Raw genomic sequence first — 23829 nt, forward strand, 5'->3', positions numbered from 1 at the left:
ATCGAGGACGGTCTGGCTGTTAAAATCTGCCGTCTGGCCCGTACTGCTTGAACGGCACCTCACACGGCGGCCCGTCGGCGTAGCGCCACGTCACCGTCTCGTCGACCTCGACCAGCGTCGCCGACTTCGTCCCGAACGTCTCGCCGTGGATGCAGACGCCGTAGTCGTGGTCGCCGAGTATCTCACCCGCCGTATCGAGCCACCCGGTCGCCGTCGTCGCCCCACTCGCGACCAGCGCGTCCAGCACCGACTCGTCGTTCGCGGCCTGCTCGCGGCCGCGGTCCGGTCTCTCGCGGGGAACGAAGAACGAGCGGGTCCGCTGTGGTTCGTCCGCGTCGGCGGGCCCGCCACGGGCGCCACACCAGCCCGTGTTCCCGACGACGTACGTTCCGGGCGCGAGCCGCGTCTCCGAGTCCGTCGCGTCGTGTTCGAACAGTAAGGCGCGCTCCCGGTCGGCGACGAGCAGGTGGAACGGTTCGTACGCGTGCGTGTCGAGTTCACGGCGAACGAGTCGAGCTGCGGCCTCGGCACTCGACTCTGTGAGCGCGTCCCGGACGAGGAGGCCGCGCGACCGGTCACCGTCGGGCACGTCCCGGCTCCAGCGGTTCGTGACCGCGGCGAGCACGCCGTCGTCGTTCGTTCCTGCCCACGTGCCGCCGGCCTCCTCGTCGCGAGGAGCGAGGATCTCCGGGTCGTCCCACCGGTGGGGTGGACTGGACTGGCGCGCGTACAGCTCGTCGCGGTTGGCAGCGACGGCGAGTGGCGCGTCGAACTGCCGGTACGCGACCGTGAGAGTGCACATACCCGAGGTACGCCAGCCGGCATCAAAAGTAGCGAGTTACCGGGCGGTGTCCGGCTCCTCGAGCAGGAGCGTCGCGGCGGCGCGGTCGACGGTGCCCGACGCCGTCCGCGGTAGCGCGTCGACGAGCCGCCACTGGCGAGGAATCTTGAAGCCTGCGAGCCGGTCGCGCGCGAACTGCTCGACCGGCTCGGCCGAGTCGGGGCCGACCAACAGCGCGGCGACACGCTGGCCGAACCGGTCGTCCGGGACGCCGGCGACGAATGCGTCCTCCACGTCGGGATAGTCGCGGAGGACGTCCACCACCTCGCCGGGGTCGACGTTCTCGCCCCCGGTGATGATGCGGTCGGTCAGGCGATTGAGCACCCAGAGCTTGCCCGACTCATCGCGGTAGCCGGCGTCGCCGGTGTGGAAGCCGTGTGGGCCGAACGCATCCTCGGTCGCCTCGGCGTCGTCGTAGTAGCCAGGCGTGACTGTTGGCCCGCTGACGACGATTTCGCCGGACGCACCGGGTTCGACGGGTACGTCGTCGCTGTCGACGGTGGTGACGCGCGTGAACATTAGGGGTGAGCCGACGGTGCCGAGCGCCTCCCGCGTCTGTGTCGGACTCGCGGTCGCAATCTGTGAGCTCGTCTCTGTCATCCCGTAGCTGGGATACAGCGACACGTCGGCCTCGCGGGCCGTCTCGACGAGCGAATCGGGCGTCGGTGCACCGCCGACGAGGACGAATCGGAGCGACGCCATGACGGCCTCGCCGTCCGCCTCCAGTAGCTCGCGACACATCGTCGGGACCAGCGAGGTCGCCGTCGCACCCACGCGGTCCATCTCCGCGAGCGACCTTTCGGGGTCGAAGCTCCCGGTCGAGACGGCGACGCTCGTCCCGTAGAGGACGCTCCGATAGACAGGAGCCAGCCCGCCCATGTGGTACATCGGGAGGGTGCAGTACCAGCAGTCGTCGGGGAGCACGCCGAGTCGCCACGACGACGCGGCCGCGCTCGCCGCGAGGTTCCCCATCGTGAGTTCGACGAGCTTCGGCCCGCCGGTCGTTCCGGAGGTGGCGAGCAACGCCGCGGTACAGTCGCGCGTCCACGACCCGAGTTCGAACGACTCCGGGTCGATAGTCGAGAGGGGCCGTGCCCCCTCACTCGGTTGGTCGACCGTCGCCAGCGGGCCGTCGAACGCCTCGGTCGCTGTCGGCTCCGTCTCGGCCGTACAGATGAGGGTGTCGACATCAGCGGCGTCGAGTGTACCGTCGAGTTCTCGCGCCGTCAGTCGGACGTTCAGGGGGACGAGCACGGCCCCGAGTCGGTTGGCCGCGTGGACGAGTCTGACGAACCCCGGGCGGGTCTCTGCGAGCACGCCGAGGTGGTCGTCGACGCCGACGCCGAAGGCCGACAACTGCCCGGCGAGGTGTTCGACCTCGTCGTCGAGGTCACCGTAGCTCGTCGACCGACCAGACGCCGCGTCGACGACAGCCGTACTGGCCGGCGTCGCGCGCGCTCGAATCGCCAGCCAGTCACGCATAATCTGCCAATAACACGGCCGGAGTATTTCCCTCTTTCTGTGGGACCGTGACGACACCTCCGCCGACGGGTGCCGGGTCGGGGATGTCTCCCGTCGCGAGCAGCGACCCGGTCGCGAGCCCGCAGGCCGACACCGCCGGTATCGCGGCCGCGACGTGGACCGCCGCCGCCCGCGCAATTGGGCCGTCGATGGTCGTCGTCACGACCGGTTCGATGCCCGCACCGCGAGCCAACCTCGCGAGTTCGAGCGCCACGTCCGGCCCGCCGAGTGCCATCGGCTTCAGGACGAGGTGGTCCGCCTCGCTGTCGAGCACGGCGTCGATACCGTGCTCGTAGAGGCCTTCATCAAGCGCGACACCGACGCCCGTGTCCGGGAGTGCGGTGAGCCCACCCAAGTCGCTCGCCGGGAGTGGCTGTTCGACGTACGACACGTCGAACGCTGCCAGCTTTTCGAACGCCCGATTCGCCGTGTCACGGGTCCAGCTGCCGTTCGCGTCGAGTCGAATCCCGATGTCGGGCGCGACTTCGCGCGCCGCGGCGACGCGCTTGATGTCCTCGTCTAGGGGTCGGTTCGCGGCCTTGAGTTTCACGCAGGTGTACCCCTCGTCTACGGCGTCGGTGACGCGCTCGCGCGTCTGTTCGGTCGAAGCGTCTCCGACGGTCGCGTTCGCGGGGACCGTCTCGACTCGCTCGTCGCGACCGAGGTGGCGGTAGAGGGGAACGCCGTCGTCGCGGGCGTCACCGTCGAGCAGCGCGAGCGTGAGTCCGTGGCGAGCCGCCGGCGGGAGCGTATCGAGTTCGGCGGGCGTCGCGTCAGAGAGTGCGTCCCGGCACTCGTCGTAGCTCTCTGTCCATCCCGGCAGGGGACAGGCCTCACCGACGCCACAACTCCCGTCGTCTCCGTCGAGAGTGACGAGAAACCCCTCGCGTCTCGCGATGTCGCCGGCGGCAGTCGCGAGCGGTTCGCGCAGCTCGAAGGCGAACGGCCGGAAGTTCATACGGCGAGCCCCGCGGCGAAGAGGAGGCTGTGTGCGAACAGGAGTTTGCCCGTGGTTTCGAGCGCCGGGTTCAGCGCTTCGCCACCCGTCTCGGTGAGGACCGTCCGCGCGAGTCGGGCAGCGAGCGGGAGCGTCACCAGCGGTGCGAGCGTCGCGAGCCCGTAGCCCGTGGCGGCGAAGACGACCGGGACGACGTACGCCATCCCGAGCATGAGGAGGAACTCGATGCGGGAGCCGGTGTAGCCGAGCGTGACGGCGAGGGTTCGTTTGCCCGCCTCGGCGTCGGTCTCGCGGTCGCGGATGTTGTTCACGACGAGAATACACGTCGACAGTCCCGCTGCCGGAAGCGCGGCGACGACCGCCGCGAGCGGGACGAGGTCGGCCGGGGCGGTGAACGTCGGGACCCCAGCGACGGCGACGGCGGCCGCCTGTACGTAGTACGTGCCGGTGACGGCGACGAGACCGAAGTAGACGAAGACGAAGAGATCGCCCAGTCCGCGGTAGCCGTAGGGGGCCGGCCCGCCGGTGTAGGCGATGCCCGAGGCGACTGAGGTGAGCCCGACGACGACGATTGCCGATCCGCCGACCCAGACGAGATACGTGCCGAGCAGGATGGCGACCGCAAAGGTGGCGTACATCGCTCGCTTGACCGCTGCGGGTTCGATGAGTCCCCCCGCGGTGACACGGGTGAACCCCTCGCGCTCCTCGGTGTCGGCCCCCCGTACGGCGTCGTAGTAGTCGTTCGCGAAGTTGGTCCCGATTTGGAGGAGGAGTGCGCCCACCAGCGCGGCGACGGCCGGCAGGGGGGCGAAGACGCCTCGTTGGAGTGCGACGCCGACGCCGACGACGACCGGTGCGGCTCCGGCCGGGAGCGTCTGTGGCCGCGCGGCCATCAGCCACGCGCGTCGCGTCGTGATGTCGGCGTCGCTCATTACCCCTCGGTAGCAGGGGACCCGACTAAGCGACTGCGATTGGCGAACTGGTATGTTCGGTGGTGTTGTCATTGGAGAGTTCGGCTCCGATACCGCGGGCGTGTTTGGCGTGAGCACCAGCCCCGCGACCACTCTCGTTGCTCGGCTCCGGGGAAACCGCACCGCGCCAACCCTCCCCCGCGACGCACACGCGCTGCCGCGCGGTGCGTCAGGCCACCACAACGGTTGCCTGTCCAATCCGTATGCGGTTGGCATGAGCCGGCGCGCCCCGTGCGCGTCCGTCGTCGCGAGGGATGAGCGACCGCAGGGAGCGAGTCGGCTGGGGAGGTTCGTGGGCGGTGCTGTCGGGTGGAATGGAAGGGACGGGCGTATCGCGCGTGTTTGGTCGGTTCCGTGACCACTATCGGTCGCTCGCTACGCTCGCCCCCGATATGTCACGGGGACAGCGGGAGAGCGACGCTCTCCCAAGCAGCCGGCGGTGCAACCGCCGGCAAGACCGCGATACGCCCGGGGATTTCAAGCCGGAAGTAACAGCGTAGACAGCGCACCCGAAACAAAGCCGAACACGTAGAAGAACAGAGACCGGTCAGTAGTAGTACGGGAACTCCGAGAAGTCCGGCTCGCGGTTTTCGTTGAACGCGTCCCGGCCCTCCTGTGCTTCGTCGGTCATGTAGCCCAGCCGCGTCGCCTCGCCGGCGAATACCTGCTGGCCGACGAGTCCGTCGGTGTCCATGTTGAACGCGTACTTGAGCATGCGCATTGCATTCGGAGATTTCGAGAGCATCTCTGCTGCCCACTCCAGCGCGCGGTCTTCCAGTTCGGCCTGCGGAACGACCTCGTTCACCATCCCCATGTCGGCGGCCTCCTCGGCGGAGTAGGTCTTGCCGAGGAAGAACACCTCACGCGCCTTCTTCTGGCCAATCTGGTGGGCGAGATACGCGCTGCCGAAGCCGGCGTCGTAGCTCCCCACGTCGGGGTCCGTCTGGAGGAACTTCGCCTCCGTGCCGGCGAGGGTCATGTCACAGACGACGTGCAGGGAGTGGCCGCCGCCGACCGCCCACCCCGGCACGACCGCGACGACGGGCTTTGGCATGTGACGTATCTGGCGCTGGACCTCGAGGATGTGGAGTCGCGGCCCGGGCGTGTCGTCGTCGAGGTCGTCGTTCTCTGCTCGCGTGTCGCTATCGCTCCCGCTCGCACCTGAGGCTTCACTGCGTTCAGCCTCGCTGTATTCGTAGCCGGCTTCGCCGCGAATCCGCTGGTCGCCGCCCGAACAGAACGCCCAGCCGCCGTCCTTCGGGGATGGACCGTTGCCGGTGATGAAGACACAGCCTACGTCGGTCTGGCGCTTGGCGTGGTCGAGGGCGGTCGAGAGTTCGTCCACCGTCTCCGGGCGGAAGGCGTTGCGGACCTCCGGGCGGTCGAAGGCGATGCGGAGCGCGCCCACCTCGGTCGCGCGGTGATACGTCAAATCGCGGAAGTCGAACCCCTCGACCGGCTCCCAGCTGTCGGCGTCGAATAGCTCTGAGACCATACCCCGACAACGGGGCCCACGGCAAAAATCCGGCCGATTACAGTAGTTCCTCCTCGACGCGCGACTGCACCTGCTCGCGAACCCCGTGGCTCGCGTCCGAGTCGAATCGCACCTCGATGACCTGCGTGCCCGCCTGGTCGAAACTTGTCGCGTACGCCTCGCAAAAGCCCTCGCGCGTGCTCGTGCGAGCAAACGACAGCGAGTGGAGGTCACCAGTCGCCGAGAAATCCAGTCCGTGCGGGGTTCGGAAGTACCCCTCGAAGGTCTCGTGAGCCTCGATTGGAAGGAGATGGAAGATGCCGCCGCCGTCGTTGTTGATGAGGACGATAGTCGCGTCGAGGTCAAATCGGTCGAGTGCGAGCAGGCCGTTGGTGTCGTGGTAGTAAGCCAAATCCCCCGTGACGAGCACGAGCGGGTCGTCGCTCGCGCTCTTTGCCCCGAGTGCCGTCGAGGTGATGCCATCGATGCCGGAGACGCCCCGATTGCCGAGGACGGTCAGTTCACGCGCGCTCGGCCGAGCGAATCGGTCCATGTCCCGGACGGGCATTGAGTTGGAGACGAAGACGGTGCTCGGGTTGGGCGCGCGAGCGAGGGCGTCGGCCACGACCTGCCCTTCGAAGAATCGGTCCTCGTCGGCGACGAGAGGCCAGTAATCGGCTTCGAGCGCGGCAAGTCGGTCGGCGTACGGCGTCCCGTCGGGCGACGTGAGCCGGTCTGCGAGCGACCGCGCCAGTCGGGTCGGCTCCGCGACGAGGGTGTCCGTCGCCGCGAACTCCGCCTCGCGCCAGCCGCCCGTCGGGTCCACGAGATACTGCCGGAGGGACGGGTCTGCCATCGCAAGCGCGGCCAGCCGCTTCCGGAGCGGCTTCGAAGTCGGCGAGGCACCGAATCGGAGGACGAAGTCGGGCGCGCACTCGCCGGAGAGACCGTCGGCCCACGCGTCGTAGCCACCGAGTATCGTCACGCCGTCCTGCTCGGTGTGGGGACCGAATCGCAGTCCGGAGAGTGGGTCCGCGAGCACGGGAAAGCCAGTCAGGCGGGCGAGCGCGGCGAGTGCACTGCGGTCGGGCGTCGGCTCGTCGGCCGGGCCACAGACGATGAGTCCCCGCTCCGCCGACTCGATTGCCGACACGAGGTCGGCGTGGTCGCCGGCCGGGAGCGCCGGCGTCCCCTGCGTCGTCTGGACGAACGGTCCGTCCCGACCCTTTGTTGCGAGCGGGTGCGCGTCGAGCCAGGTCTCGGACACGTCGTCGGTCTCGACGGTCGGCTCCAGCGGCTTCCGGAACGGGACGTTCAGGTGAACGGGACCGGGCTTGGTCGCCGTGGTCGTCGCAACGCTACGCGAGATGGCAGTCCGGAGCGACCGGAGCTTTCGGTCGTGGACCTCCGGCTCGGGGAGAGTGCGCTGGTGGCGCAGCGAGTCGCCGTAGAGAGTCGACTGCGAGACGGTCTGGTTCGCGCCCGAGTCGTCGAGTTCGGGGGGACGGTCGGCTGTGAGCAGGAGCATCGGCACGCGGGCGCGGCCGGCCTCCATCACAGCCGGGTGGTAGTTCGCGAGCGCCGTGCCCGAGGTGCAGACGAGCGGCGTCGGCTTTCCCGTCTGCTTTGCGCGTCCGAGTGCGAAGAAGGCTGCCGAGCGCTCGTCCAGCTGTGAGTAGGTCTCGATATCCGGGTGTTGTGCGAACGCGACCGTCAGCGGCGTCGACCGCGACCCCGGCGAGAGCACCGCCGCGTCGACGCCAGACTTCGCGAGTTCGTCGACAACGGTCTCGCCCCACAGCGTGTTGACGTTGGGTGGCGTCATTCGAGTTCGTCGAGCATCGGTCGGTACTTGAGTTGTACTTCGTCCCACTCGGCGTCGGGGTCGGAGTCTTCTACGATGCCGACGCCGGCAAACAGGGTGGCGGTGTCACCGGCCGTCACGGCCGACCGAATCGCCACGGCGAAACTGCCGTGGCCGGCGGCGTCGAACCAACCCACGGGGGCGGCGTACCAGCCGCGGTCGAACGACTCCGTGTCTCGAATCGTTGCCAGCGCGCGGTCCGGGGGCAGGCCCCCGACGGCCGGCGTCGGATGGAGGGCTTCCACCAGCGTCAGGACGTGCTCGTCGTCCGACAGCGTCGCCGTAATCGGTGTTTCGAGGTGTTGGACCGTGGCGAGTCGGCGCACGTCTCGCTCGCCGGTCGAGATGCTGGCCGCGAAGGGGGACAGCTGGTCGCGAATCGCGTCCACGACGATGTCGTGTTCGTGGACGTTCTTCTCGTCGCGGCGCAGTTCATCGGCCAGCCACTCGTCCTCGGCGGGGGTATCACCGCGTCCGGTCGTGCCAGCCAGCGCCCCCGTCGCGAGCGTTCGCCCCCGCAGGGTGGCGAGTCGCTCAGGCGTCGCGCCGATGAACGCGGGCGTCAGCTCCGCATCGCCCGTCGGCTCGAACAAGAATCGGTAGCAGTCCGGGTAGGTGTCTGCGAGCCTGGCGGTCACCTCGTGGGCGGCGAGGGGACCGTCGAGGCGTGCACGCAACGCCACCGCGAGGACGATCTTCCGGAGTTCGCCGGCCGCGATGCGGTCGGTCGCGTCCGTCACCGACGCGCGCCACGCCTCCTTCGTCGTCGTGCGTTCCCGCTCCACGACGTTGGACGCGCGCATCGTCTCCGGAGTCGGAAGGTTCCCCAGTTTCGCCGCCGTGGCGTCGAGTTCGTCGCTGACGAGTTCGGCGGTTGCGTCCGGACCGACGCCGTTCACCGTCAACCACGCCGCGTCGTCGGTGTAGGTGACCTGCCGGCGCGGGAGGACGAACTGCGCGCTCGGAAATGCGCCCCACGGCTTCTCGTCCGTGTCGTGTTCGTCGTGGAACGTGAAGCCGCCGAACAGCCGCGGGCGAGCGGCCTCGGTGCCGGCGTGTACGTCACCCTCGGCGAACAGGCGGTCGGCGGCCGCCCGCACGTCACCGAAGCGGTCCTCGCCGCCGGCGGTGAGCGTCACAGCGGCTCCCGACCCGATGACGGTCTCCTCGCCGTCCCCGCTCCAGAAGAGACGTGGGGTCGCGGCGTCGGCCAGCGCGGCCCGTGCGGGCGGCGCGGAGATCTGGCGCGCACGGGAGACGACCCGCATCTCGTCGCCGAGCGATTTCATTACCCCACGGTAGGGGTGCCACTGGCTTATGTATCCCGTTCGGGTACCCCGACTGACTCAGGCGTACCGTTCCTCGTTCCACGGGTTCGCCGTGTTTGAGTAGCCCCGCTTTTCCCAGTAGCCACGCTCCGGTTCGGTCAGGAACTCGATGCCGGTGAGCCACTTCGCGCCCTTGTATGCGTAGCGGTGGGGGACGACGACCCGGACCGGCCCGCCGTGGTCGGCGGGGAGCCGCTCGCCGTCGTGTTCCCACGTCACGAGCATCTCGCGGCGCGTGCAGGTGTCGAGCGGGAGGTTCGTCGTGTAGCCGTCCGCCGCGTGGAACATGACGTGGACCGCCTCGTCCGTCACGCCGGCCGCCTCCACGATGGTCGGGAAGGTGACGCCCGTGAACTCGTTGTCGAGTCGCGACCAGCCCGTCACGCAGTGGAAGTCCTGTCGCTGAGTCTCGGTATCGAGACCACGCAGCGCGTCGAAATCGAGTTCGAGCCGCTCGTTGACGGCTCCCCACACGTCAAGCGTCCACTCGCTCAGGTCGACCGACGGGGTGCCGGACTTCGACAGGACGGGAAACCGCGTCGTCTCGCGTTGGCCAGGCGGGACCCGCTCGCCGTCGAACTCCTCGTGGAGGGAAGTGGCGTCGTACATACCTCAAAATTCGACTCGGGCGACGTTAGCCTGCCGCTCTCATCGCTTGTGAACGGGCAAGAAATTTATCGGTATTGATAGCCCGAATTGGTCTCTCGTTAAATTATCCAGTACTGTTAAATGCCCCAGCATCAAATTTTGATGCAACATGGTGAAAGCCGACATCACGGTGCCGGAGCATCTCGAGATGCAACTCACGCAACTCGTCGAGCAGGGCGAGTTCGAGAGCCGGGAGGAGGCCATCGAAGATGTGCTCTCTGCGGGGATTCGCGCATACAAGACCTCGGGTCCGATGGAAGACGAGGAGCCGAGCTACGAGGAAGACGGGATGATGGGTCACGACGACGAGTACGTCTTCTAATCGTGTAACGCGGTTCCACACAAGGCTTATCGGCGTTTCTACGGAAGTACGCGCATGCACAAAGAGGAACTGCTCGAACTCCACGGCCACATGGTCGAGATCATGCAGACGTTCCGCGAGATGGACGCCGTCGAAACGAACGCCTTCGACGCCTACGACGAACTGGACGTGGAGCCGGGCGACGTGCACAAATCGAAGAGCGAGCACAAACACGCGGTCTTCGTCCTCGGCAACGCGCTCGCGGACGTGATGAGCGACGACGAGTTCTCCGACGCCGGACGAATCGGCAAGCGCATGGAGGAGCTCGCGAAGGACGCACAGAACAAGCTGTAGGCCGGCCGATACGCTCGGTCGAGTGGCACGGCGTCTCGTGGCAAGAATCATTACGGTCCCCCACGAGGTACGGATATGCCCGGAGGTCACACCCAGACACTGCGGCCGTTCCTGTGGCGCGCGAGCAAACTGTACCCGGATACCGAAATCGTCTCTCGCGACCACGACGGCATCAGCCGGACGACGTACAGCGAGTACGCCGGCCGCACGGCACAGCTTGCGAACGCGCTCGACGACCACGGTATCGAACACGAAGACCGCGTTGCGACCTTCTGTTGGAACACCGAACGCCACTACGAGACGTACTTCGGCGTCCCGTCGATGGGTGCACAGCTGCACACTATCAATCCGCTCCTGCCGGACGAACACGTCCGGTACATCGTCGACAACGCCGACGACGAACTCATTTTCGTCGACCCGTCGCTCGCGGAGAAGCTCGCGGGCGCAGCCGAGGGAGCAGAGGAGTTCGACGGCGTCGACTTCGTCGTGATGGGTGACGAGGGGGTAGAGGCACTCGACGCCCCCGACTACGAGTCGTTCCTCGACGGTCACGACACGGAGTACGACTGGCCCGACCTCCCCAGCGACCAGCCCGCCGGCATGTGTTACACCTCCGGCACGACGGGGAAGCCGAAGGGCGTCGAGTACACCCAGTCGATGCTGTGGAGCCACACGATGACGACGCTCACCCCGCAGGGGATACCGATGGAAGACGACGACGTGGTGATGCCGGTCGTCCCGATGTTCCACGTCAACGCGTGGGGGATGCCGTTTACCGCGACCGCGGCGGGCTCGAAACACGTCTACCCCGGTCCCTCCCCCGACCCAGAGGACATCGCGATGCTCATCGAGGAGGAAGGCGTCACCGTCACCGCCGGCGTCCCGACGGTGTGGCTGGGTCTGATGGAGTACTGTGAGGACAACGAGGTCGACCTCTCTTCGCTGGACCGCATCATCGTCGGTGGCTCCGCCGCGCCCAAGTCGATGATTCGGTGGTTCGACAATCGCGGCGTCGAAGTGCTCCACGCGTGGGGCATGACCGAGATGTCTCCCATCGGCAGCGTCTCGCAGCTCAAGTCCGATCTCGAGGACGCCGGCTACGAGACGCAACTTGACAAGCGGGGCAAACAGGGTATCATGGTCCCCGGTATCGAGTACAAGATCATCGACGAGAACGACGAGGAAATCGCGTGGGACGGTGAGGAGTTCGGCGAACTGCACGTCCGCGGGCCGACGATTACGAAGGAGTACTTCGAGCGCCCCGAAGCCAACGAGGAGGACTTCGAGGACGGGTGGCTCAAGACCGGCGACGTGGTGAGCGTCGACCCCGACGGCTACATCCAGATCGTCGACCGCGCGAAGGACGTCATCAAGTCCGGCGGCGAGTGGATCTCGTCGGTTGAACTGGAAAACGCCATCATGGCCCACGACGACGTGAGCGAGGCGACCGTCGTCGGCGTCCCCCACGAGAAGTGGCAGGAGCGACCCGTCGCGTTCGTCGTACCGGCCGAAAGGGCCGACCGCGACACGCTCGAAGAGGGGATCATGGAGCTGTTGCGCGACGAGTACCCGAAGTGGTGGCTGCCGGACGCCATCGAGTACATTGAGGAGGTCCCCAAGACTGCGACGGGGAAGTTCTCGAAGAAGGACCTTCGCGAGCAGTACAGCGGTGACCGCCTGCTCGCGGGCAACACGCCCGACGAGGCGGCCCCCGGACAGGACGACTGACGTAAACGCGCGAGAACCGTTTACACGTTTCAGGAGGTATTTATTGCCGGGACTCCTACTGCAGGTATGGATTTAATGGACGATACCCTCGTGCCTGAGCACGCACGCGACATCAAGCAGGAGGCCCGCGAGTTCGCTGAGGAGCATATCGAGCCGAACGCAGAGGAGTACCACCGCTCCGGTGAGTACCCGTGGGAGATCCTCGAGGCCGGGATGGACGCGAACCTCATCGCCCAAGACATCAGCGAGGAGTACGGCGGCCGCGGACTGGACCTGCCGCAGGTGCTCGCTATCGCGGAGGAGTTCTATCGCGCGGACGCCGGTATCGCCCTGACGCTCCAGCTTGCGAGCTTCGGTGCCGGCATCATGGAAGAGCACGGCACCGAAGAGCAGTGCGAGGAGTATCTGCGTCCCGTCGCCGAGAACGACCAGATTACGGGACTTGCCGTCTCCGAGCCGGAGACCGGCTCCGACCTCGCCGGCATGACCACGAGCGCCGAGAAGGACGGCGACGAGTGGGTGCTCAACGGCGAGAAGTACTGGGTCGGCAACGGCGTGGAGGCCGACTGGGTGACGCTGTACGCCAAGACCGGCGACGACCCGGACAACCGCTACGGCAACTACTCGATGTTCATCGTCCCGACGGACACCGAAGGGTACGAGGCCGAGCACATCCCCGAGAAGATGGGCATGCGCGCCTCGAAACAGGCCCACATCGTGCTCGACGACGCCCGCATCCCGGAGGAGAACCTCATCGGCGTCGAGGGGGGCGGTTTCTACATGCTTGCGGACTTCTTCAACCACGGCCGTATCGTGGTCGGGGGCCACGGGCTCGGTCTCGCCGCCGCCGCCATCGAGGAGGCGTGGGAGTTCGCTCACGGCCGCAACGCCTTCGGCCGAACGATCAACGAGTTCCAGTCCGTCCAGCACATCCTCGCGGATATGCGACTGGAGTTCGAGTCGGCCCGCGCGCTCAACTGGCGAGCGGCCGAGAAGGTCGAGAACAACGACCACGGCGGCTTCTGGGCGTCCATGGCGAAGGTCAAGTCCACGGAGGTCGCCAACGACTGCGCCGAGCGCGGGATGCAGCTCCACGGCGGTCGCTCCGTCCTGCTCGAGAACAAGATTTCACGTGTCTACCGCGACGTTCGTATCCCGGTCATCTACGAGGGCGCAAACGAGATTCAGCGCAACCTCATCTACCGACAGGCACCGAACTAACCGGGAGCGCGCACACTGTTTTTATTATCGCCGGCCGTACGTGAACGCATGTCGTACGACGTGCATCTACTCGACAGGGGCCGCATCGAAGCCGACGCGAACTTCGTCCTCGACGGTGCCGTGGCCGCGACCGCCGGCGAGCAGAACCCCGACCTCCGCTACGAGGAGTTTCTCGTCTGGAATCTCGTCATCGACCACCCGGAGGCGACTATCCTCTTCGATACCGGTTCACACCCCGAAGCGGGCGACGGCTACTGGCCCGCGCCGCTGTACCAGGCCTTCGCGCACGTCGACGCGACCGACCACGACCTCGAAGCCGACCTGAACGCGGCGGGCTTCGAACTCGACGACATCGACGCCGTCGTGATGTCGCATCTCCATCTCGACCACGCAGGCGGACTGTACCACTTCGACGGCACCGACGTACCCATCTACGTCCACGAGCGGGAAATCGAGTTCGCGTATCGGTCGGCCAAGACCGACTCCGGTTCCATCGCCTACTTCGCGCCCGACTTCGAGCACGACCTCAACTGGACGGTCGTGGAGGGCGACCGCCAGCTCGTGTCTGGCGTCGACCTGCTCCACCTGCCCGGCCACACGCCCGGTCTGCTCGGTACGCGCGTCGACCGCGACGGCGAGACGCTGCTCGTCGTCGGCGACGAGGCCTACTGGCAGGAGAACTACGAGGGACAGTCGATGGCCGCCTCGCTGCTGTGGGACAATCAGGCGTGGAAGGAGTCGCTCGCGTACGTACAGGACCTCGAACGCCGCACCGACGCCGACGTGCTGCTCGGCCACGACGTGGCGATGCTCGACCGGTTCGGGGACGTATGGTGAGCCTGCATCGAACAGAGCAGGCCCGACAGGAGGTGAGTCTGCATCGAGCAGAGCAGACTCGACAGGAGGTGAGCCTGCATCGAACAGAGCAGGCCCGACGGGGGACTGGTGAGATGGACCGGCGCTGTCCGGACTGCGGCGTGACGACGGAGTCGGTGACGTTTCGGACGAACTGAGCGACGGGGAGTCTCCGACGAGGAGCGGGCGGGATTTTCAACTCGCTGGAGGAAACGGGCGGTTCGACCTCGAAGGCGTGGCTCGTCCGGGATTTGGAGTAGTTCGAACGAACGTCGAAAAGGACGAGTAGCTACTGGGCGAGGAGCCCGTAGGTCTCGTTGAGGTACTCGAGCACCCAGTCGACGGTTTCGGGGTCGTAGGTCCAGAAGCCGTAGAACGAGCGCGGCTCGCGCTCCTCGGCGACGAGGGCGCACTTGTTCACGTCGACGCCGCCGCCGTCGTAGACGACGAACCACGACTCGCGAATCTCGTCCGAGCGCTCGACGTGGATAGTGAGGTCGGTGTCGTGTTGTGGCACGTCGTCGTCGGGGGCCGCGTAGGCGTGGACCTCGAGCCCGTCCTTCGATGCGAGCCGCTTGTAGATATCCATCTGCGGGCCGAGGATGGAGAGCTTCTGGAAGCCGGCGTGGAGTTCACCCTTCCCGAGCCGCCACGCCCGGTCTTCGATCTCTCGGGAGGCGGCGATCATCTGCTGGATGTCGTAGGAGGTAAACATCGTCTCATCGAGGTGGTCAAGGATGGGACGATACGCCTCGGACTCGAACTCCGGGGTGGTGTCGTTGCGGTCGGCGAGCACGTCGGCGATGCTGGCGGCGGTGACGAACTCCGACTCGCGAGAGAGGACGACGTAGGAGTCCGGGCCGGTGTCGGTCGTCTCGCTGCGGACGGTGAGGTTGCGGTCGCCAAACTGGGTCCGCAGCGAACCGACGGTCTCGTCGTCACTATTGAACGCAGTCAGCGTCTTCTCGTGGTTTTCGACGCCACGAATCAGTTCAGTGAGCGACATTCGGGTCGGTAGCAAACACGCGCTAACGGCGTATATAACTGTGGGGTGTGTCCGCTCCTGCATGGTTAATCCTCCTTTATCACTATTAATCTGTGCTAATATTTCACGAATGCTTTTGGTAGCGGCAGTCCGAGAGTATGTAAGGCGTTTCGACGCCAGCACCACTATGTCAGGAAACGAACTCATCTGGCGAATCGCGGGCGGTTCTGGGGACGGAATCGACTCGACGAGTCAGAACTTCACGAAAGCGCTGTTGCGCGCTGGACTGCACGTCTTCACGCATCGCCACTACCCGTCACGCATCCGCGGCGGCCACACCTACGTCGAGGTACGGGCCCGCGACCAGCCGGTCAAGTCGCGCGGTGACGGCTACAACGTGCTCCTCTCGCTCGGGGACTCCTTCGCTCGCAACCCCCAAGAGGATGCCTACTACGGCGACGAGGAGACGAAGCCGCTCACCGAGAACCTCGACGAGCTTCGTGAGGGAGGCATCATCATCTATGACTCGGGGCTCCTCGACGAGGACGACCTTCCGGCGGATTTCGAGGAACGCGTCGACGCGAACGACTGGCACGTCTACCCCGTTGACCTGCGCGCCATCGCGAAAGAACACGGCCGCGAAGTGATGCGCAACACCGCCGGTGTCGGTATCACCGCCGGTATCCTCGGACTCGACCTCTCGTACTTCGAGGACCTCATGCGCGAGAGCATGCCCGACGAGATCTTCGAGCCGAACCTCGCCGTCCTCGAGGATGCCCACGAACAGGCCGCGGAGATGGACCACGACCACGACATCGGGCTACCGGAAAACGAACACGAGACGGAGCAGGTGCTCCTCTCCGGTTCGAACGCCATCGCCTACGGCGCACTCGATGAGGGCTGTCGGTTCATCGCCGGCTACCCGATGACGCCGTGGACGGAAGTGTTCACGCTGATGAACAAACACCTCCCGAAGTTCGGCGGCGTCGCCGAGCAGGTGGAAGACGAGATCGCCGCCGCAACCCTCGCTATCGGTGCCTCACACGCCGGCGCGAAGGCCATGTCCGGCTCCTCAGGCGGCGGCTTCGCGCTCATGTCCGAACCGCTCGGACTCGCTGAGATGACCGAGACGCCGCTCGTGTTAATCGAGGCCGCACGCGCCGGACTCTCGACCGGGATGCCGACCAAACCCGAACAGGGCGACCTCGAACACGTTCTGTATACGAGTCAGGGCGACTCCAACCGCGTCGTCTTCGCGCCGGCGAACGTCGAGGAGGCGTACACCCAGACCCGGAAGGCGTTCGAAATCGCCTACGGCTACCACATCCCCGCAATCGTCCTCTACGACCAGAAGCTGTCGGGCGAGTTGCGAAACGTCGACGCGGAGTTCTTCAACGAGGAGCCGAACCCCGACCTCGGGGCGACGCTCACCGAAGACGAGATCGCGGAGGCCGCACACCATGCCTCCGGGAAGTTTCAGCGGTTCAAACACGACGTGGGGAACGGCGTCTCCCCGCGGTCGATCCCCGGCCAGAAGGGCGGGCGCTTCCTCGCGTCCGGGAACGAGCACACTCCCGAGGGACACATCTCCGAAGACCCCGAGAACCGCGTCGCGCAGATGGACCGTCGCCTCCAGAAGATGGAGGCGATTCGAGACGACCTCGACGCCAACTCGAGCCACCAGACGTACCACGGCGACGAGGACGCCACCTACGGAATCATGACCTACGGCAGCCAGCAGGGCACCGTCGAGGAGGCCGTCGACCGGCTCCGCGCGGACGGCCACGACGTGAAGATGCTCGGCGTCTCCGATCTGATGCCGTACCCCGAGAAGGACGTTCGCTCCTTCCTCGAATCGGTCGACGAGTGTCTCGTCGTCGAGATGAACACGACGGAGCAGTTCCGCGGGCTCACCCAGAAAGAACTGGGCGAGTTCGGCCCGAAGCTGTCGAGTCTGCTCAAGTACAACGGGAATCCGTTCGAGCCGGCAGAGGTAGTTGAGGGGTTCGAAGCGACGATAGACGGCACGGAGTTCGAGCGCGAGACCGCTCGCTTCCAGCCGGCAGCAGGTGATTAATCATGAGTGCATTCAACGCCATCGGACAGAATCGCGAAGTCGACCAAAACGAGTTCACGCCCGAAATCGAACCGCAGGCGACGTGGTGTCCGGGCTGTGGTGACTTCGGCGTCCTGAAGGCGCTGAAGGGTGCCGCCGCCGAACTCGGTCTCGACCCGGAGGAGATCCTCCTCGTCACGGGTATCGGGTGTTCGGGCAAGCTCTCCTCGTACTTCGAGAGCTACGGGTTCCACTCCATCCACGGCCGCTCGCTCCCGCTCGCGCGGGGCGCGAAGTTGGCTAACCCGAAGCTGACCGTCATCGCAGCCGGCGGTGACGGTGACGGCTACGGTATCGGCGGTAACCACTTCATGCACACCGCCCGCGAGAACCACGATATGACGTACATCGTGTTCAACAACGAGATCTTCGGGCTGACGAAGGGCCAGACCTCCCCGACGAGTCCGAAGGGCCACAAGTCGAAGACCCAACTCGAAGGCTCCGCGAAGGACCCGCTTCGACCGCTCTCGATGTCGCTGTCGGCCGGTGCGAGCTACGTTGCCCGCACCGCCGCCGTCAACCCGAATCAGGCGAAGGAAATCATCGTCGAGGCCATCCAGCACGACGGTTTCTCCCACGTCGACTTCCTCACCCAGTGTCCGACCTGGAACAAGGACGCAAAGCAGTACGTGCCGTACGTCGACATCCAGCAGAGCGAGGAGTACGACTTCGACATCACCGACCGTCGCGAAGCCGGCCACGCGATGTACGAGACCGAATCCGCCCTCTACGAGGGGAAGGTCCTGACGGGTCGCTACTACAAGGACGAAAATCGCAAGGACTACCAGACGGAGAAGCTCGACCGCGGGTCCATGCCGGACCAGCCGATTGCCGAGCAGTACTTCGACGACGATCACGAGTGGAAGCGGTCGTACGACCTGCTCGACGCCCACAAGTAACCCACCCGCAGTTCTTTATTATCGACCGCAACGGCGAAGTACCACACCCTCTCACCTACGAGTATGAGCGACGACCACGACTCCCAAGACAGCGAGTACGCGACCGAGCGCACGACCGCCCCGCAGTCCGATTACACCAACCGAGAGGTCGCAGTCGGGACCGTCGTCGCGGCCGTCGGTGTCGGTATCACGTTCGGCGTCCCCCTGTTGCTCGCGTAACGCTACACCGAGACGGTGACACTGCCGCCGCTCTCGACGGTCGCCGCCTCGACGAACGTCTCTGCACCTGCCAGCCAGACGACCGTCTCCGAACCGGCGCTCGCGAGCCGGTAGTCTCCGCGCTCGCTGGTCCATCCCGTCTCCGTATGGGTCGCCCGCTCATCCAGCCACGCGCGAGCGACGGTCTCGAACTCCGTCGTGTTCGCCCTGTCGTCGAATCTGAGCACCCACGCGTAACCGCGACCGCCCTCGGGCGTGACGAAGTCGAGGCGCCTGTCGCTGCCCCAGCCGGCGGCTGCCCGCGCTGCCGCCGACTCGTTGACCGCCGTCCCAAGCGCCGTTCGGACGAACAGTTCACCGAACCGCTGGTTCGACGCGCTGGCGAGCCACTCCGTCTCCCCGACCTCAGCGGTTAGCTCGCGTGGTCCCTCCTGCACGCCGGGGTGGAGGAGCTGTTCTGTCGTCGTCGGCGGGGTTCGGTACACCGAATCGAGCCGGGACGGGTCGTCGACTCGCGCAGCCACGTGCTCGTAGCCGAGGGCGTAGGCTGCGGCCGTGAGACGGCCGCGTCCCGTCGAGTTCCGGTACAGTCGCGCGGCGTCGTCTGCGGGTGAGACGCCGGTTTCGATGTACTGCTCCCAGTAGGCGTTCGCGCCGAACACTGCGGCCCCCTCGATTGCTCCGTTGCTCGCGAGCCGACCGTCAAGCGTGTAGTCGGTCGCGCTCCGAATCGCACCGATGGCGTTCTCCCGGAACTGGACGGTGTGGACGTACTCGTGGGCGAGAATCGACTCCACGCGCGGGTCACCGAGTATCGCCGCGTTGACGTTCACCGTCGAGGGGCGGGCGACGTACGCTGCGACCGTGCCACCGGAGTCCGAACCGGTGCTCGATAGCCCGAACAGGTCGTAAAAGGAGCCGGAGTCGTTGACCGGCATCCGAGTGGTCGACTGCCCGCCGAGCGTCCGGATGCGGATGCGCTCGGGTCCCTGTGCGGACGTTTCCAGCAGTCCGGCCATCCGGTCGTACACCTGTCCGGCGTCGAAGTCGAGTCGCCCGCCCGTAACCTCGATACCGCCGGAGTCGTACGAGGCGGGCGTCTCGCTCGGGGTGTCGGTTCCCGGTGTCGGCGTCGCCGCCTCGGAGGACGGTGTCGTCTCGGATACCGGCGTCGCTGTCGGTCCGCTGTAGCCGACGGTACAGCCCGCGAGCGCGAGACAGACGACGAGAAGCAGCGTCGGCAGGCGCGTGCGCATATCAGAGATAAGTCGACGAACCGACTAAAACGTTCGTTCAGTCGAGGGTCCGAGTGATGTGGCCGCGCGCCTCGGCGATGGTCTCGCTCGCGTATTCGAGCGTCTCGCCGCCGACCGACACCGACAGCGTCCCCGAGCGGTCACTCGTCCCGAGTTCCGTGACCGGTACGTCGCCGACGGCCTCGCGAACGGCTCCGGGGTCGGTCGTCTCGACGACAGCTCGGCCCGGCAACTCCGAGAAGAGAAATTCGTCCGGGCGTGCGTCACCGTCGAGGGTCGCGTCTATGCCGGCGTCGTCGGTCACCATCTCTGCGAGCGCGACGCCGACTCCCCCGTGGCTCACGTCGTGGACGGCGGTCGTCGTGGACTGGTTCGCGACGGTCGCGAGCGCGTCGACGACTGTGGCCGGCTCCTCGGGCAGGGTCGGAAACGCGTCCGTCCCGCCGTGGCTAGCGAGATACTGACTCCCGCCGAGGGTGCCCGACTGCTCGCCGACGAGCAACAGCGTTCCGTCGCCCGCGAGGTCGGTCCCGGGGGCGTCGTAACCCTCCTTCGAGCCGACGACGGCGAGGGTCGGCGTCGGGGCAATCGGCCCGGTCGCGGAGTCGTTGTACAGCGAGACGTTCCCGCCGACGACGGGCGTATCGAGGGCGGAGCACATCTCCGCGAGCCCGTCGACGATACCCCGGAAGCCACCGTACACGTCGGGTTTCTCCGGGTTGCCGCCGTTGAGACAGTCGACGGCCGCGAGCGGGCGGGCACCCATCGCGGCGACGTTGGTCGCGTTCTCTAGCGCGACGGCGCGGGCACCCTCGTAGGGGGCCGCGTCGGTCCAGTTCGGGTCGGCTCCAGAAGAGATGGCGACCCCGCGACCGGCGTCGCGAATCGCGACGAGCGCGGCGTCGTCGCCCGGGCGTTTCGCCGTCCGGTTGCCGACCTCGTGGTCGTACTGGCGGTACACCCACTCCTTCGAGGCTGTGTTCGGGTGGGCGAGCAGCGTCTCGAACGCGGCCGCGAGGTCGGTCTCGGGGAGGTCGTGCGTCCGTGGCTCGGATTCGACGGAGTCGAGGTTGTTCATCGGTGCGCCGTCGGCTAGATACTCCGCCGGCGCGTCCACGACCGTCTCGCCCTCGAAGGTGCAGACGTAGTTGCCGTCGGTCACCTCGCCGATGACCGAACAGCCGAGGTCGAACCGGTCGGCAACGGCGGCGACCGCCTCGGTGTCTTCTGGACGGACCTCATACACCATTCGCTCTTGGCTCTCCGCGAGCAGGATTTCGAGCGCGTTCATCTTCGGTTCGCGCTGGTGGACGCGTCCGAGCTCGATGTCAGCGCCCTTCCCGCCTTTTGCGACGAGTTCAGAGGAAGCCCCACCGAGGCCCGCCGCGCCGAGGTCACGCGCCGACTGGACCAGCGACTCGTCTACCAGCCGCTCGTTCGCCTCGATGAGCAGTTTCTCGGCGTACGGGTCGCCCACCTGCACGGCGGGACGGTCCTCCGTCTCGGCGTCCTCCGCGAGGTCCTCGCTCGCGAACGACGCGCCGCCGAGTCCGTCCCGGCCGGTCGCATTTCCGAACAGGACGAGCTTGTTTCCTGCCTCCTGCGCCTCGGCGGTGACGAGTCGCTCCTCGTCCACGACGCCGACGCAGGCGACGTTGACGAGCGGGTTCCCCTCGTAGCCGTCGTGGAAGGCGACGCTGCCCGTGACAGTCGGCACGCCGATACAGTTGCCGTAGTGGCTGATTCCCTCCACCACGCCCTCGAAGAGATACTGGGAGTGTTCGCGGTCGAAGTCACCGAAGTACAGCGAGTCGGCCAGCGCGACGGGGTACGCACCCATCGAGAGCGTGTCACGGACGATGCCCCCGACGCCGGTGGCCGCACCGTCGAATGGGTCGACGTACGAGGGATGGTTGTGGCTCTCGATGCCGAACGTGAGGTAGGTGTCATCGTCGAGCGCGACGACGGCCGCGTCGTCGCCCGGTCCGACGACCACGTCGTCCGACTCGCTGTCGAACGCAGACAGCAGGGGCCGCGAGGAGCGGTACGCGCAGTGTTCACTCCAGAGGTTCTCGAACAGGGCGGCTTCCGCTGGCGTCGGCTCGCGACCCAGCTCAGAGACGACGAGGTCGTGGTCCGATGGCGAGAGGCTCATTCATTTGGATGCTGACTCGGCGGTGTAAAATCCCTTTCCATGTGCACGAACGTGGTACCTGGGACCGGGGCGCTTTTGCGCGCGTGTCTCGTCGTGTCGGATGTGTTACGGGCCGAACTCCACTGTCACTCCTCGCTGTCGTACGACGGACGCGACCCGGTGGAGATGCTACTCGCACAGGCGGAGGCCGTCGGTCTCGACGTGCTCGCCGTCACCGACCACGACGAAATCGACGCTAGCCTCGACGCCGCAGAGCGTGCCGAGGAGTACGGGCTCGTCGGCATCCCCGGCATGGAGGTGACGAGCGAGGCGGGACACGTCCTCGCGCTCGGCATCGAGGAGTTGATTCCGCCCGGTCTCCCATTCGTCGAGACGCTCGACCGCATCTGGGAACAGGGTGGTATCGCGGTCGTTCCCCACCCGTTCCAGCGGTCGCGCCACGGTGTCGCGCCCCACATCTCCGAAGAGACGCTCGCGAGCGCCGACGCCATCGAGGTGTACAACTCGCGGCTGTTCACCGGTCGGTCGAATCGCACGGCAGAGACGTTCGCCGCCAGCCGGAATCTCCCGATGACGGCCGGCTCCGACGCGCATATCGCGGAGATGGTCGGACAGGCGGTCACCGAAATCGACGCCGACGAGCGCACGCCCGAGGCCGTCCTCGACGCGATTCGTGCGGGCCGGACGTCCGTCGTCGGACGACGGACGCCTTGGCGTATCTCGGTCAAGCAGTTCGGCAGCGGCGTCAAGCGGCGTATTGTCCGCGCGCTCCTCTACCCGTTTTGAACCGTCTCGATTGCGTCCATACCCACCTCGACCACGTCGGTTGGTAGCTCGCCGGCTCGCGATTCGAGGTCGTCGGCGGTGAACCACTCCCACGCCTCCGCCGGCGTCTCGTCGTCGCCCGCGGGGTCGACTGTCCGCGACTCGCTCGCGCCGTAGTAGACGTGGTCGATGTGCTGGTGGCCGACTTCGCCGTCGTTGACGTTGATGTCTTCGAGCAGGAACTGGTGTGGCTCGGGGAGCGAGCGTGCGGTTTCACTCTCCAGCCCGCCGGAGTCGGCGACGAGCTCCGGCGTCAGTCCCGTCTCCTCGTAACACTCCCGGAGGGCGGCCTCGTGGGGAAGTTCATCGCGGTCGACGTGGCCCCCAGGCGGGAGCCACATGTCCAGCTTCTCGTGTTCGTGCAGCAGCGTCGCTCCTTCGTTGACGACGTAGACAGTCGCGACGAAGTGGCGTGTCGTCTCCATACGGTCGGGTCGGCGGCCGGCGAGAAAAGCTCCGCTACTGGAGGTCGGGTAAAGAGAGGACGCCCTCCTTGAGCGCGACGTACACCTTCTTCTCGTTGTCCATCTCGTCCCACTCGTCGGGGCGGTCCTCCTCGGGGACCGCCTCCACCTTCTCGAGTAGGTCGGCCCGGATGTAGTGGTCGAACCCGCAGTCGTTCTCACACGAGCGAACGATGGAGGGGACGCGGAAGTCGCGCTCGACGGTGTTTTCACACTCCGGGCAGACGTACTCGTAGCTCCGGGTCACATCGGGTGTACGAGACGCAACCGCAAAAGGACTCTCTCCTCAGGTCGTGATACCGTCTTCGGCCTCCAGCAACTCGTGATAGCGGTTCCGGATGGTGACCTCGGAGATGTTCGCCACCTCGCTCACGTCCGACTGGGTCACCTTCTCGTTGGTGAGCAGCGAGGCCGCATACACCGACGCCGCGGCGAGTCCGACCGGCGATTTGCCCGAGTGGATGCCGGCCTGCTTCGCGCTCTTGAGCAGTTGTCGGGCACGGCGCTCGGACTCGTCCGAGAGGTTGAGGTCGGAGGCGAACCGGGGGACGTAGCTCTCGGGGTCGGCGGGGGCGACTTCGAGCCCGAGTTCGCGCACGACGTACCGATACGTTCGGGCGATTTCGTCCTTCTCGACCCGGGACACCTGCGTAATCTCGTCGAGCGAGCGGGGCGTACCGGCCTGTCGCGCAGCGGCGTAGAGACTCGACGTAGCCACCCCCTCGATGGAGCGACCGGGCAGGAGGTCCTCGTTGAGCGCGCGGCGATAGATGACGGAGGCGGTCTCGCGGACGTTCTCCGGCAGCCCGAGAGCGCTTGCCATGCGGTCGATTTCGCCGAGCGCCT

General features: G+C 66.5%; 24 protein-coding genes. 10 read left to right on the plus strand and 14 right to left on the minus strand.

Annotation, left to right across the window (positions count from 1 at the left end; genetic code table 11):
• Positions 1–19: 19 nt before the first annotated feature.
• From DMP03_RS04390 to DMP03_RS04425, 8 genes are all read right to left on the minus strand, one after another.
• A complete protein-coding gene (locus DMP03_RS04390; RefSeq protein WP_152119479.1) occupies positions 20–802 on the minus strand; it encodes an NRDE family protein in 783 nt (260 codons plus the stop codon).
• A gap of 36 nt (positions 803–838) precedes the next feature.
• Positions 839–2323 carry a class I adenylate-forming enzyme family protein gene (locus DMP03_RS04395; protein ID WP_152119480.1) on the minus strand — a complete coding sequence of 495 codons (1485 nt, stop codon included), beginning with the start codon at positions 2321–2323 and terminating at the stop codon, positions 839–841.
• Positions 2316–3320: a mandelate racemase/muconate lactonizing enzyme family protein gene (locus DMP03_RS04400; RefSeq protein ID WP_152119481.1), complete on the minus strand. Its 1005-nt coding sequence runs from the start codon at positions 3318–3320 to the stop codon at positions 2316–2318. Before DMP03_RS04400 ends, DMP03_RS04395 begins: the two co-directional genes overlap by 8 nt.
• Positions 3317–4252 carry a 1,4-dihydroxy-2-naphthoate polyprenyltransferase gene (locus DMP03_RS04405; RefSeq protein WP_152119482.1) on the minus strand — a complete coding sequence of 312 codons (936 nt, stop codon included), beginning with the start codon at positions 4250–4252 and terminating at the stop codon, positions 3317–3319. Before DMP03_RS04405 ends, DMP03_RS04400 begins: the two co-directional genes overlap by 4 nt.
• 586 nt (positions 4253–4838) lie before the next feature.
• The gene (locus DMP03_RS04410) at positions 4839–5786 is read right to left on the minus strand and encodes a 1,4-dihydroxy-2-naphthoyl-CoA synthase (protein WP_152119483.1); all 948 of its coding nucleotides are present in this window, start codon (positions 5784–5786) and stop codon (positions 4839–4841) included.
• Between the two features lie 37 nt (positions 5787–5823).
• The gene (gene menD / locus DMP03_RS04415) at positions 5824–7590 is read right to left on the minus strand and encodes a 2-succinyl-5-enolpyruvyl-6-hydroxy-3-cyclohexene-1-carboxylic-acid synthase (protein ID WP_152119484.1); all 1767 of its coding nucleotides are present in this window, start codon (positions 7588–7590) and stop codon (positions 5824–5826) included.
• The gene (locus DMP03_RS04420) at positions 7587–8918 is read right to left on the minus strand and encodes an isochorismate synthase (RefSeq protein WP_152119485.1); all 1332 of its coding nucleotides are present in this window, start codon (positions 8916–8918) and stop codon (positions 7587–7589) included. The genes menD and DMP03_RS04420 overlap by 4 nt, the downstream gene beginning before the upstream one ends.
• Before the next feature lie 57 nt (positions 8919–8975).
• Positions 8976–9566 (minus strand): sulfite oxidase-like oxidoreductase, encoded by a 591-nt coding sequence (locus tag DMP03_RS04425; protein WP_152119486.1) that lies wholly within the window; start codon positions 9564–9566, stop codon positions 8976–8978.
• A 148-nt stretch (positions 9567–9714) separates the two neighbouring features.
• Between DMP03_RS04425 and DMP03_RS04430 the strand changes: the two genes are divergently transcribed.
• The 6 genes from DMP03_RS04430 (at position 9715) to DMP03_RS04455 (ending at position 14222) form a co-directional block, all read left to right on the plus strand.
• A complete protein-coding gene (locus tag DMP03_RS04430) occupies positions 9715–9927 on the plus strand; it encodes a ribbon-helix-helix domain-containing protein (RefSeq protein WP_075936515.1) in 213 nt (70 codons plus the stop codon).
• 54 nt (positions 9928–9981) lie between these two features.
• A complete protein-coding gene (locus DMP03_RS04435; RefSeq protein ID WP_075936514.1) occupies positions 9982–10260 on the plus strand; it encodes a UPF0058 family protein in 279 nt (92 codons plus the stop codon).
• A 75-nt stretch (positions 10261–10335) separates the two neighbouring features.
• Positions 10336–11988 carry a long-chain fatty acid--CoA ligase gene (locus DMP03_RS04440; protein ID WP_152119487.1) on the plus strand — a complete coding sequence of 551 codons (1653 nt, stop codon included), beginning with the start codon at positions 10336–10338 and terminating at the stop codon, positions 11986–11988.
• 66 nt (positions 11989–12054) lie between these two features.
• Positions 12055–13209 carry an acyl-CoA dehydrogenase family protein gene (locus DMP03_RS04445; protein ID WP_152119488.1) on the plus strand — a complete coding sequence of 385 codons (1155 nt, stop codon included), beginning with the start codon at positions 12055–12057 and terminating at the stop codon, positions 13207–13209.
• Positions 13210–13257: 48 nt separating this feature from the next.
• Positions 13258–14046 carry an N-acyl homoserine lactonase family protein gene (locus tag DMP03_RS04450; RefSeq protein ID WP_152119489.1) on the plus strand — a complete coding sequence of 263 codons (789 nt, stop codon included), beginning with the start codon at positions 13258–13260 and terminating at the stop codon, positions 14044–14046.
• A complete protein-coding gene (locus DMP03_RS04455) occupies positions 14040–14222 on the plus strand; it encodes a hypothetical protein (RefSeq protein WP_207105365.1) in 183 nt (60 codons plus the stop codon). The genes DMP03_RS04450 and DMP03_RS04455 overlap by 7 nt, the downstream gene beginning before the upstream one ends.
• A gap of 131 nt (positions 14223–14353) precedes the next feature.
• Here the strand turns inward: DMP03_RS04455 and DMP03_RS04460 are convergent, their stop codons facing one another.
• Positions 14354–15070 (minus strand): DICT sensory domain-containing protein, encoded by a 717-nt coding sequence (locus DMP03_RS04460; protein WP_152119491.1) that lies wholly within the window; start codon positions 15068–15070, stop codon positions 14354–14356.
• Positions 15071–15236: 166 nt separating this feature from the next.
• Between DMP03_RS04460 and DMP03_RS04465 the strand changes: the two genes are divergently transcribed.
• The 3 genes from DMP03_RS04465 to DMP03_RS14210 all read left to right on the plus strand — a co-directional run bounded on the left by DMP03_RS04465 (position 15237) and on the right by DMP03_RS14210 (position 18283).
• The gene (locus DMP03_RS04465; protein WP_152119492.1) at positions 15237–17126 is read left to right on the plus strand and encodes a 2-oxoacid:acceptor oxidoreductase subunit alpha; all 1890 of its coding nucleotides are present in this window, start codon (positions 15237–15239) and stop codon (positions 17124–17126) included.
• A gap of 2 nt (positions 17127–17128) precedes the next feature.
• A complete protein-coding gene (locus DMP03_RS04470; RefSeq protein ID WP_152119493.1) occupies positions 17129–18064 on the plus strand; it encodes a thiamine pyrophosphate-dependent enzyme in 936 nt (311 codons plus the stop codon).
• A 63-nt stretch (positions 18065–18127) separates the two neighbouring features.
• The gene (locus DMP03_RS14210) at positions 18128–18283 is read left to right on the plus strand and encodes a DUF7550 family protein (RefSeq protein WP_172967066.1); all 156 of its coding nucleotides are present in this window, start codon (positions 18128–18130) and stop codon (positions 18281–18283) included.
• A 2-nt stretch (positions 18284–18285) separates the two neighbouring features.
• On the opposite strand, the gene DMP03_RS04475 is transcribed toward DMP03_RS14210, so the two are convergent.
• Both DMP03_RS04475 and purL read right to left on the minus strand, forming a co-directional pair.
• Positions 18286–19539 carry a hypothetical protein gene (locus DMP03_RS04475; RefSeq protein ID WP_152119494.1) on the minus strand — a complete coding sequence of 418 codons (1254 nt, stop codon included), beginning with the start codon at positions 19537–19539 and terminating at the stop codon, positions 18286–18288.
• A 37-nt stretch (positions 19540–19576) separates the two neighbouring features.
• On the minus strand, positions 19577–21694 hold the full coding sequence (purL, locus tag DMP03_RS04480) for a phosphoribosylformylglycinamidine synthase subunit PurL (protein ID WP_152119495.1): 2118 nt from the start codon (positions 21692–21694) through the stop codon (positions 19577–19579).
• A gap of 102 nt (positions 21695–21796) precedes the next feature.
• Between purL and DMP03_RS04485 the strand changes: the two genes are divergently transcribed.
• Positions 21797–22480: a PHP domain-containing protein gene (locus DMP03_RS04485; RefSeq protein ID WP_152119496.1), complete on the plus strand. Its 684-nt coding sequence runs from the start codon at positions 21797–21799 to the stop codon at positions 22478–22480.
• Here the strand turns inward: DMP03_RS04485 and DMP03_RS04490 are convergent.
• The 3 genes from DMP03_RS04490 to DMP03_RS04500 form a co-directional block, all read right to left on the minus strand.
• Complete coding sequence (locus DMP03_RS04490; RefSeq protein ID WP_152119497.1) at positions 22468–22944, minus strand: NUDIX hydrolase; 477 nt, start codon at positions 22942–22944, stop codon at positions 22468–22470. The genes DMP03_RS04485 and DMP03_RS04490 overlap by 13 nt on opposite strands.
• Before the next feature lie 34 nt (positions 22945–22978).
• Positions 22979–23230: a hypothetical protein gene (locus DMP03_RS04495; protein WP_152119498.1), complete on the minus strand. Its 252-nt coding sequence runs from the start codon at positions 23228–23230 to the stop codon at positions 22979–22981.
• A 39-nt stretch (positions 23231–23269) separates the two neighbouring features.
• Positions 23270–23829: transcription initiation factor IIB (locus DMP03_RS04500; protein ID WP_172967067.1), on the minus strand; the 560-nt coding region annotated here is incomplete at its 5' end.

It is taken from the genome of Halosegnis rubeus (assembly GCF_009184545.1).
In the GTDB taxonomy this organism is placed as follows: Archaea; Halobacteriota; Halobacteria; order Halobacteriales; family Haloarculaceae; genus Halosegnis; species Halosegnis rubeus.

Excerpts from the sequence above, each read along its gene's own strand:
- DMP03_RS04390 (WP_152119479.1), bottom strand. The coding sequence starts at position 802 with ATGTGCACTCTCACGGTCGCGTACCGGCAGTTCGACGCGCCACTCGCC.
- DMP03_RS04395 (WP_152119480.1), bottom strand. The coding sequence starts at position 2,323 with ATGCGTGACTGGCTGGCGATTCGAGCGCGCGCGACGCCGGCCAGTACG.
- DMP03_RS04400 (WP_152119481.1), bottom strand. The coding sequence starts at position 3,320 with ATGAACTTCCGGCCGTTCGCCTTCGAGCTGCGCGAACCGCTCGCGACT.
- DMP03_RS04405 (WP_152119482.1), bottom strand. The coding sequence starts at position 4,252 with ATGAGCGACGCCGACATCACGACGCGACGCGCGTGGCTGATGGCCGCG.
- DMP03_RS04410 (WP_152119483.1), bottom strand. The coding sequence starts at position 5,786 with ATGGTCTCAGAGCTATTCGACGCCGACAGCTGGGAGCCGGTCGAGGGG.
- menD (WP_152119484.1), bottom strand. The coding sequence starts at position 7,590 with ATGACGCCACCCAACGTCAACACGCTGTGGGGCGAGACCGTTGTCGAC.
- DMP03_RS04420 (WP_152119485.1), bottom strand. The coding sequence starts at position 8,918 with ATGAAATCGCTCGGCGACGAGATGCGGGTCGTCTCCCGTGCGCGCCAG.
- DMP03_RS04425 (WP_152119486.1), bottom strand. The coding sequence starts at position 9,566 with ATGTACGACGCCACTTCCCTCCACGAGGAGTTCGACGGCGAGCGGGTC.
- DMP03_RS04430 (WP_075936515.1), top strand. The coding sequence starts at position 9,715 with ATGGTGAAAGCCGACATCACGGTGCCGGAGCATCTCGAGATGCAACTC.
- DMP03_RS04435 (WP_075936514.1), top strand. The coding sequence starts at position 9,982 with ATGCACAAAGAGGAACTGCTCGAACTCCACGGCCACATGGTCGAGATC.
- DMP03_RS04440 (WP_152119487.1), top strand. The coding sequence starts at position 10,336 with ATGCCCGGAGGTCACACCCAGACACTGCGGCCGTTCCTGTGGCGCGCG.
- DMP03_RS04445 (WP_152119488.1), top strand. The coding sequence starts at position 12,055 with ATGGATTTAATGGACGATACCCTCGTGCCTGAGCACGCACGCGACATC.
- DMP03_RS04450 (WP_152119489.1), top strand. The coding sequence starts at position 13,258 with ATGTCGTACGACGTGCATCTACTCGACAGGGGCCGCATCGAAGCCGAC.
- DMP03_RS04455 (WP_207105365.1), top strand. The coding sequence starts at position 14,040 with ATGGTGAGCCTGCATCGAACAGAGCAGGCCCGACAGGAGGTGAGTCTG.
- DMP03_RS04460 (WP_152119491.1), bottom strand. The coding sequence starts at position 15,070 with ATGTCGCTCACTGAACTGATTCGTGGCGTCGAAAACCACGAGAAGACG.
- DMP03_RS04465 (WP_152119492.1), top strand. The coding sequence starts at position 15,237 with ATGTCAGGAAACGAACTCATCTGGCGAATCGCGGGCGGTTCTGGGGAC.
- DMP03_RS04470 (WP_152119493.1), top strand. The coding sequence starts at position 17,129 with ATGAGTGCATTCAACGCCATCGGACAGAATCGCGAAGTCGACCAAAAC.
- DMP03_RS14210 (WP_172967066.1), top strand. The coding sequence starts at position 18,128 with ATGAGCGACGACCACGACTCCCAAGACAGCGAGTACGCGACCGAGCGC.
- DMP03_RS04475 (WP_152119494.1), bottom strand. The coding sequence starts at position 19,539 with ATGCGCACGCGCCTGCCGACGCTGCTTCTCGTCGTCTGTCTCGCGCTC.
- purL (WP_152119495.1), bottom strand. The coding sequence starts at position 21,694 with ATGAGCCTCTCGCCATCGGACCACGACCTCGTCGTCTCTGAGCTGGGT.
- DMP03_RS04490 (WP_152119497.1), bottom strand. The coding sequence starts at position 22,944 with ATGGAGACGACACGCCACTTCGTCGCGACTGTCTACGTCGTCAACGAA.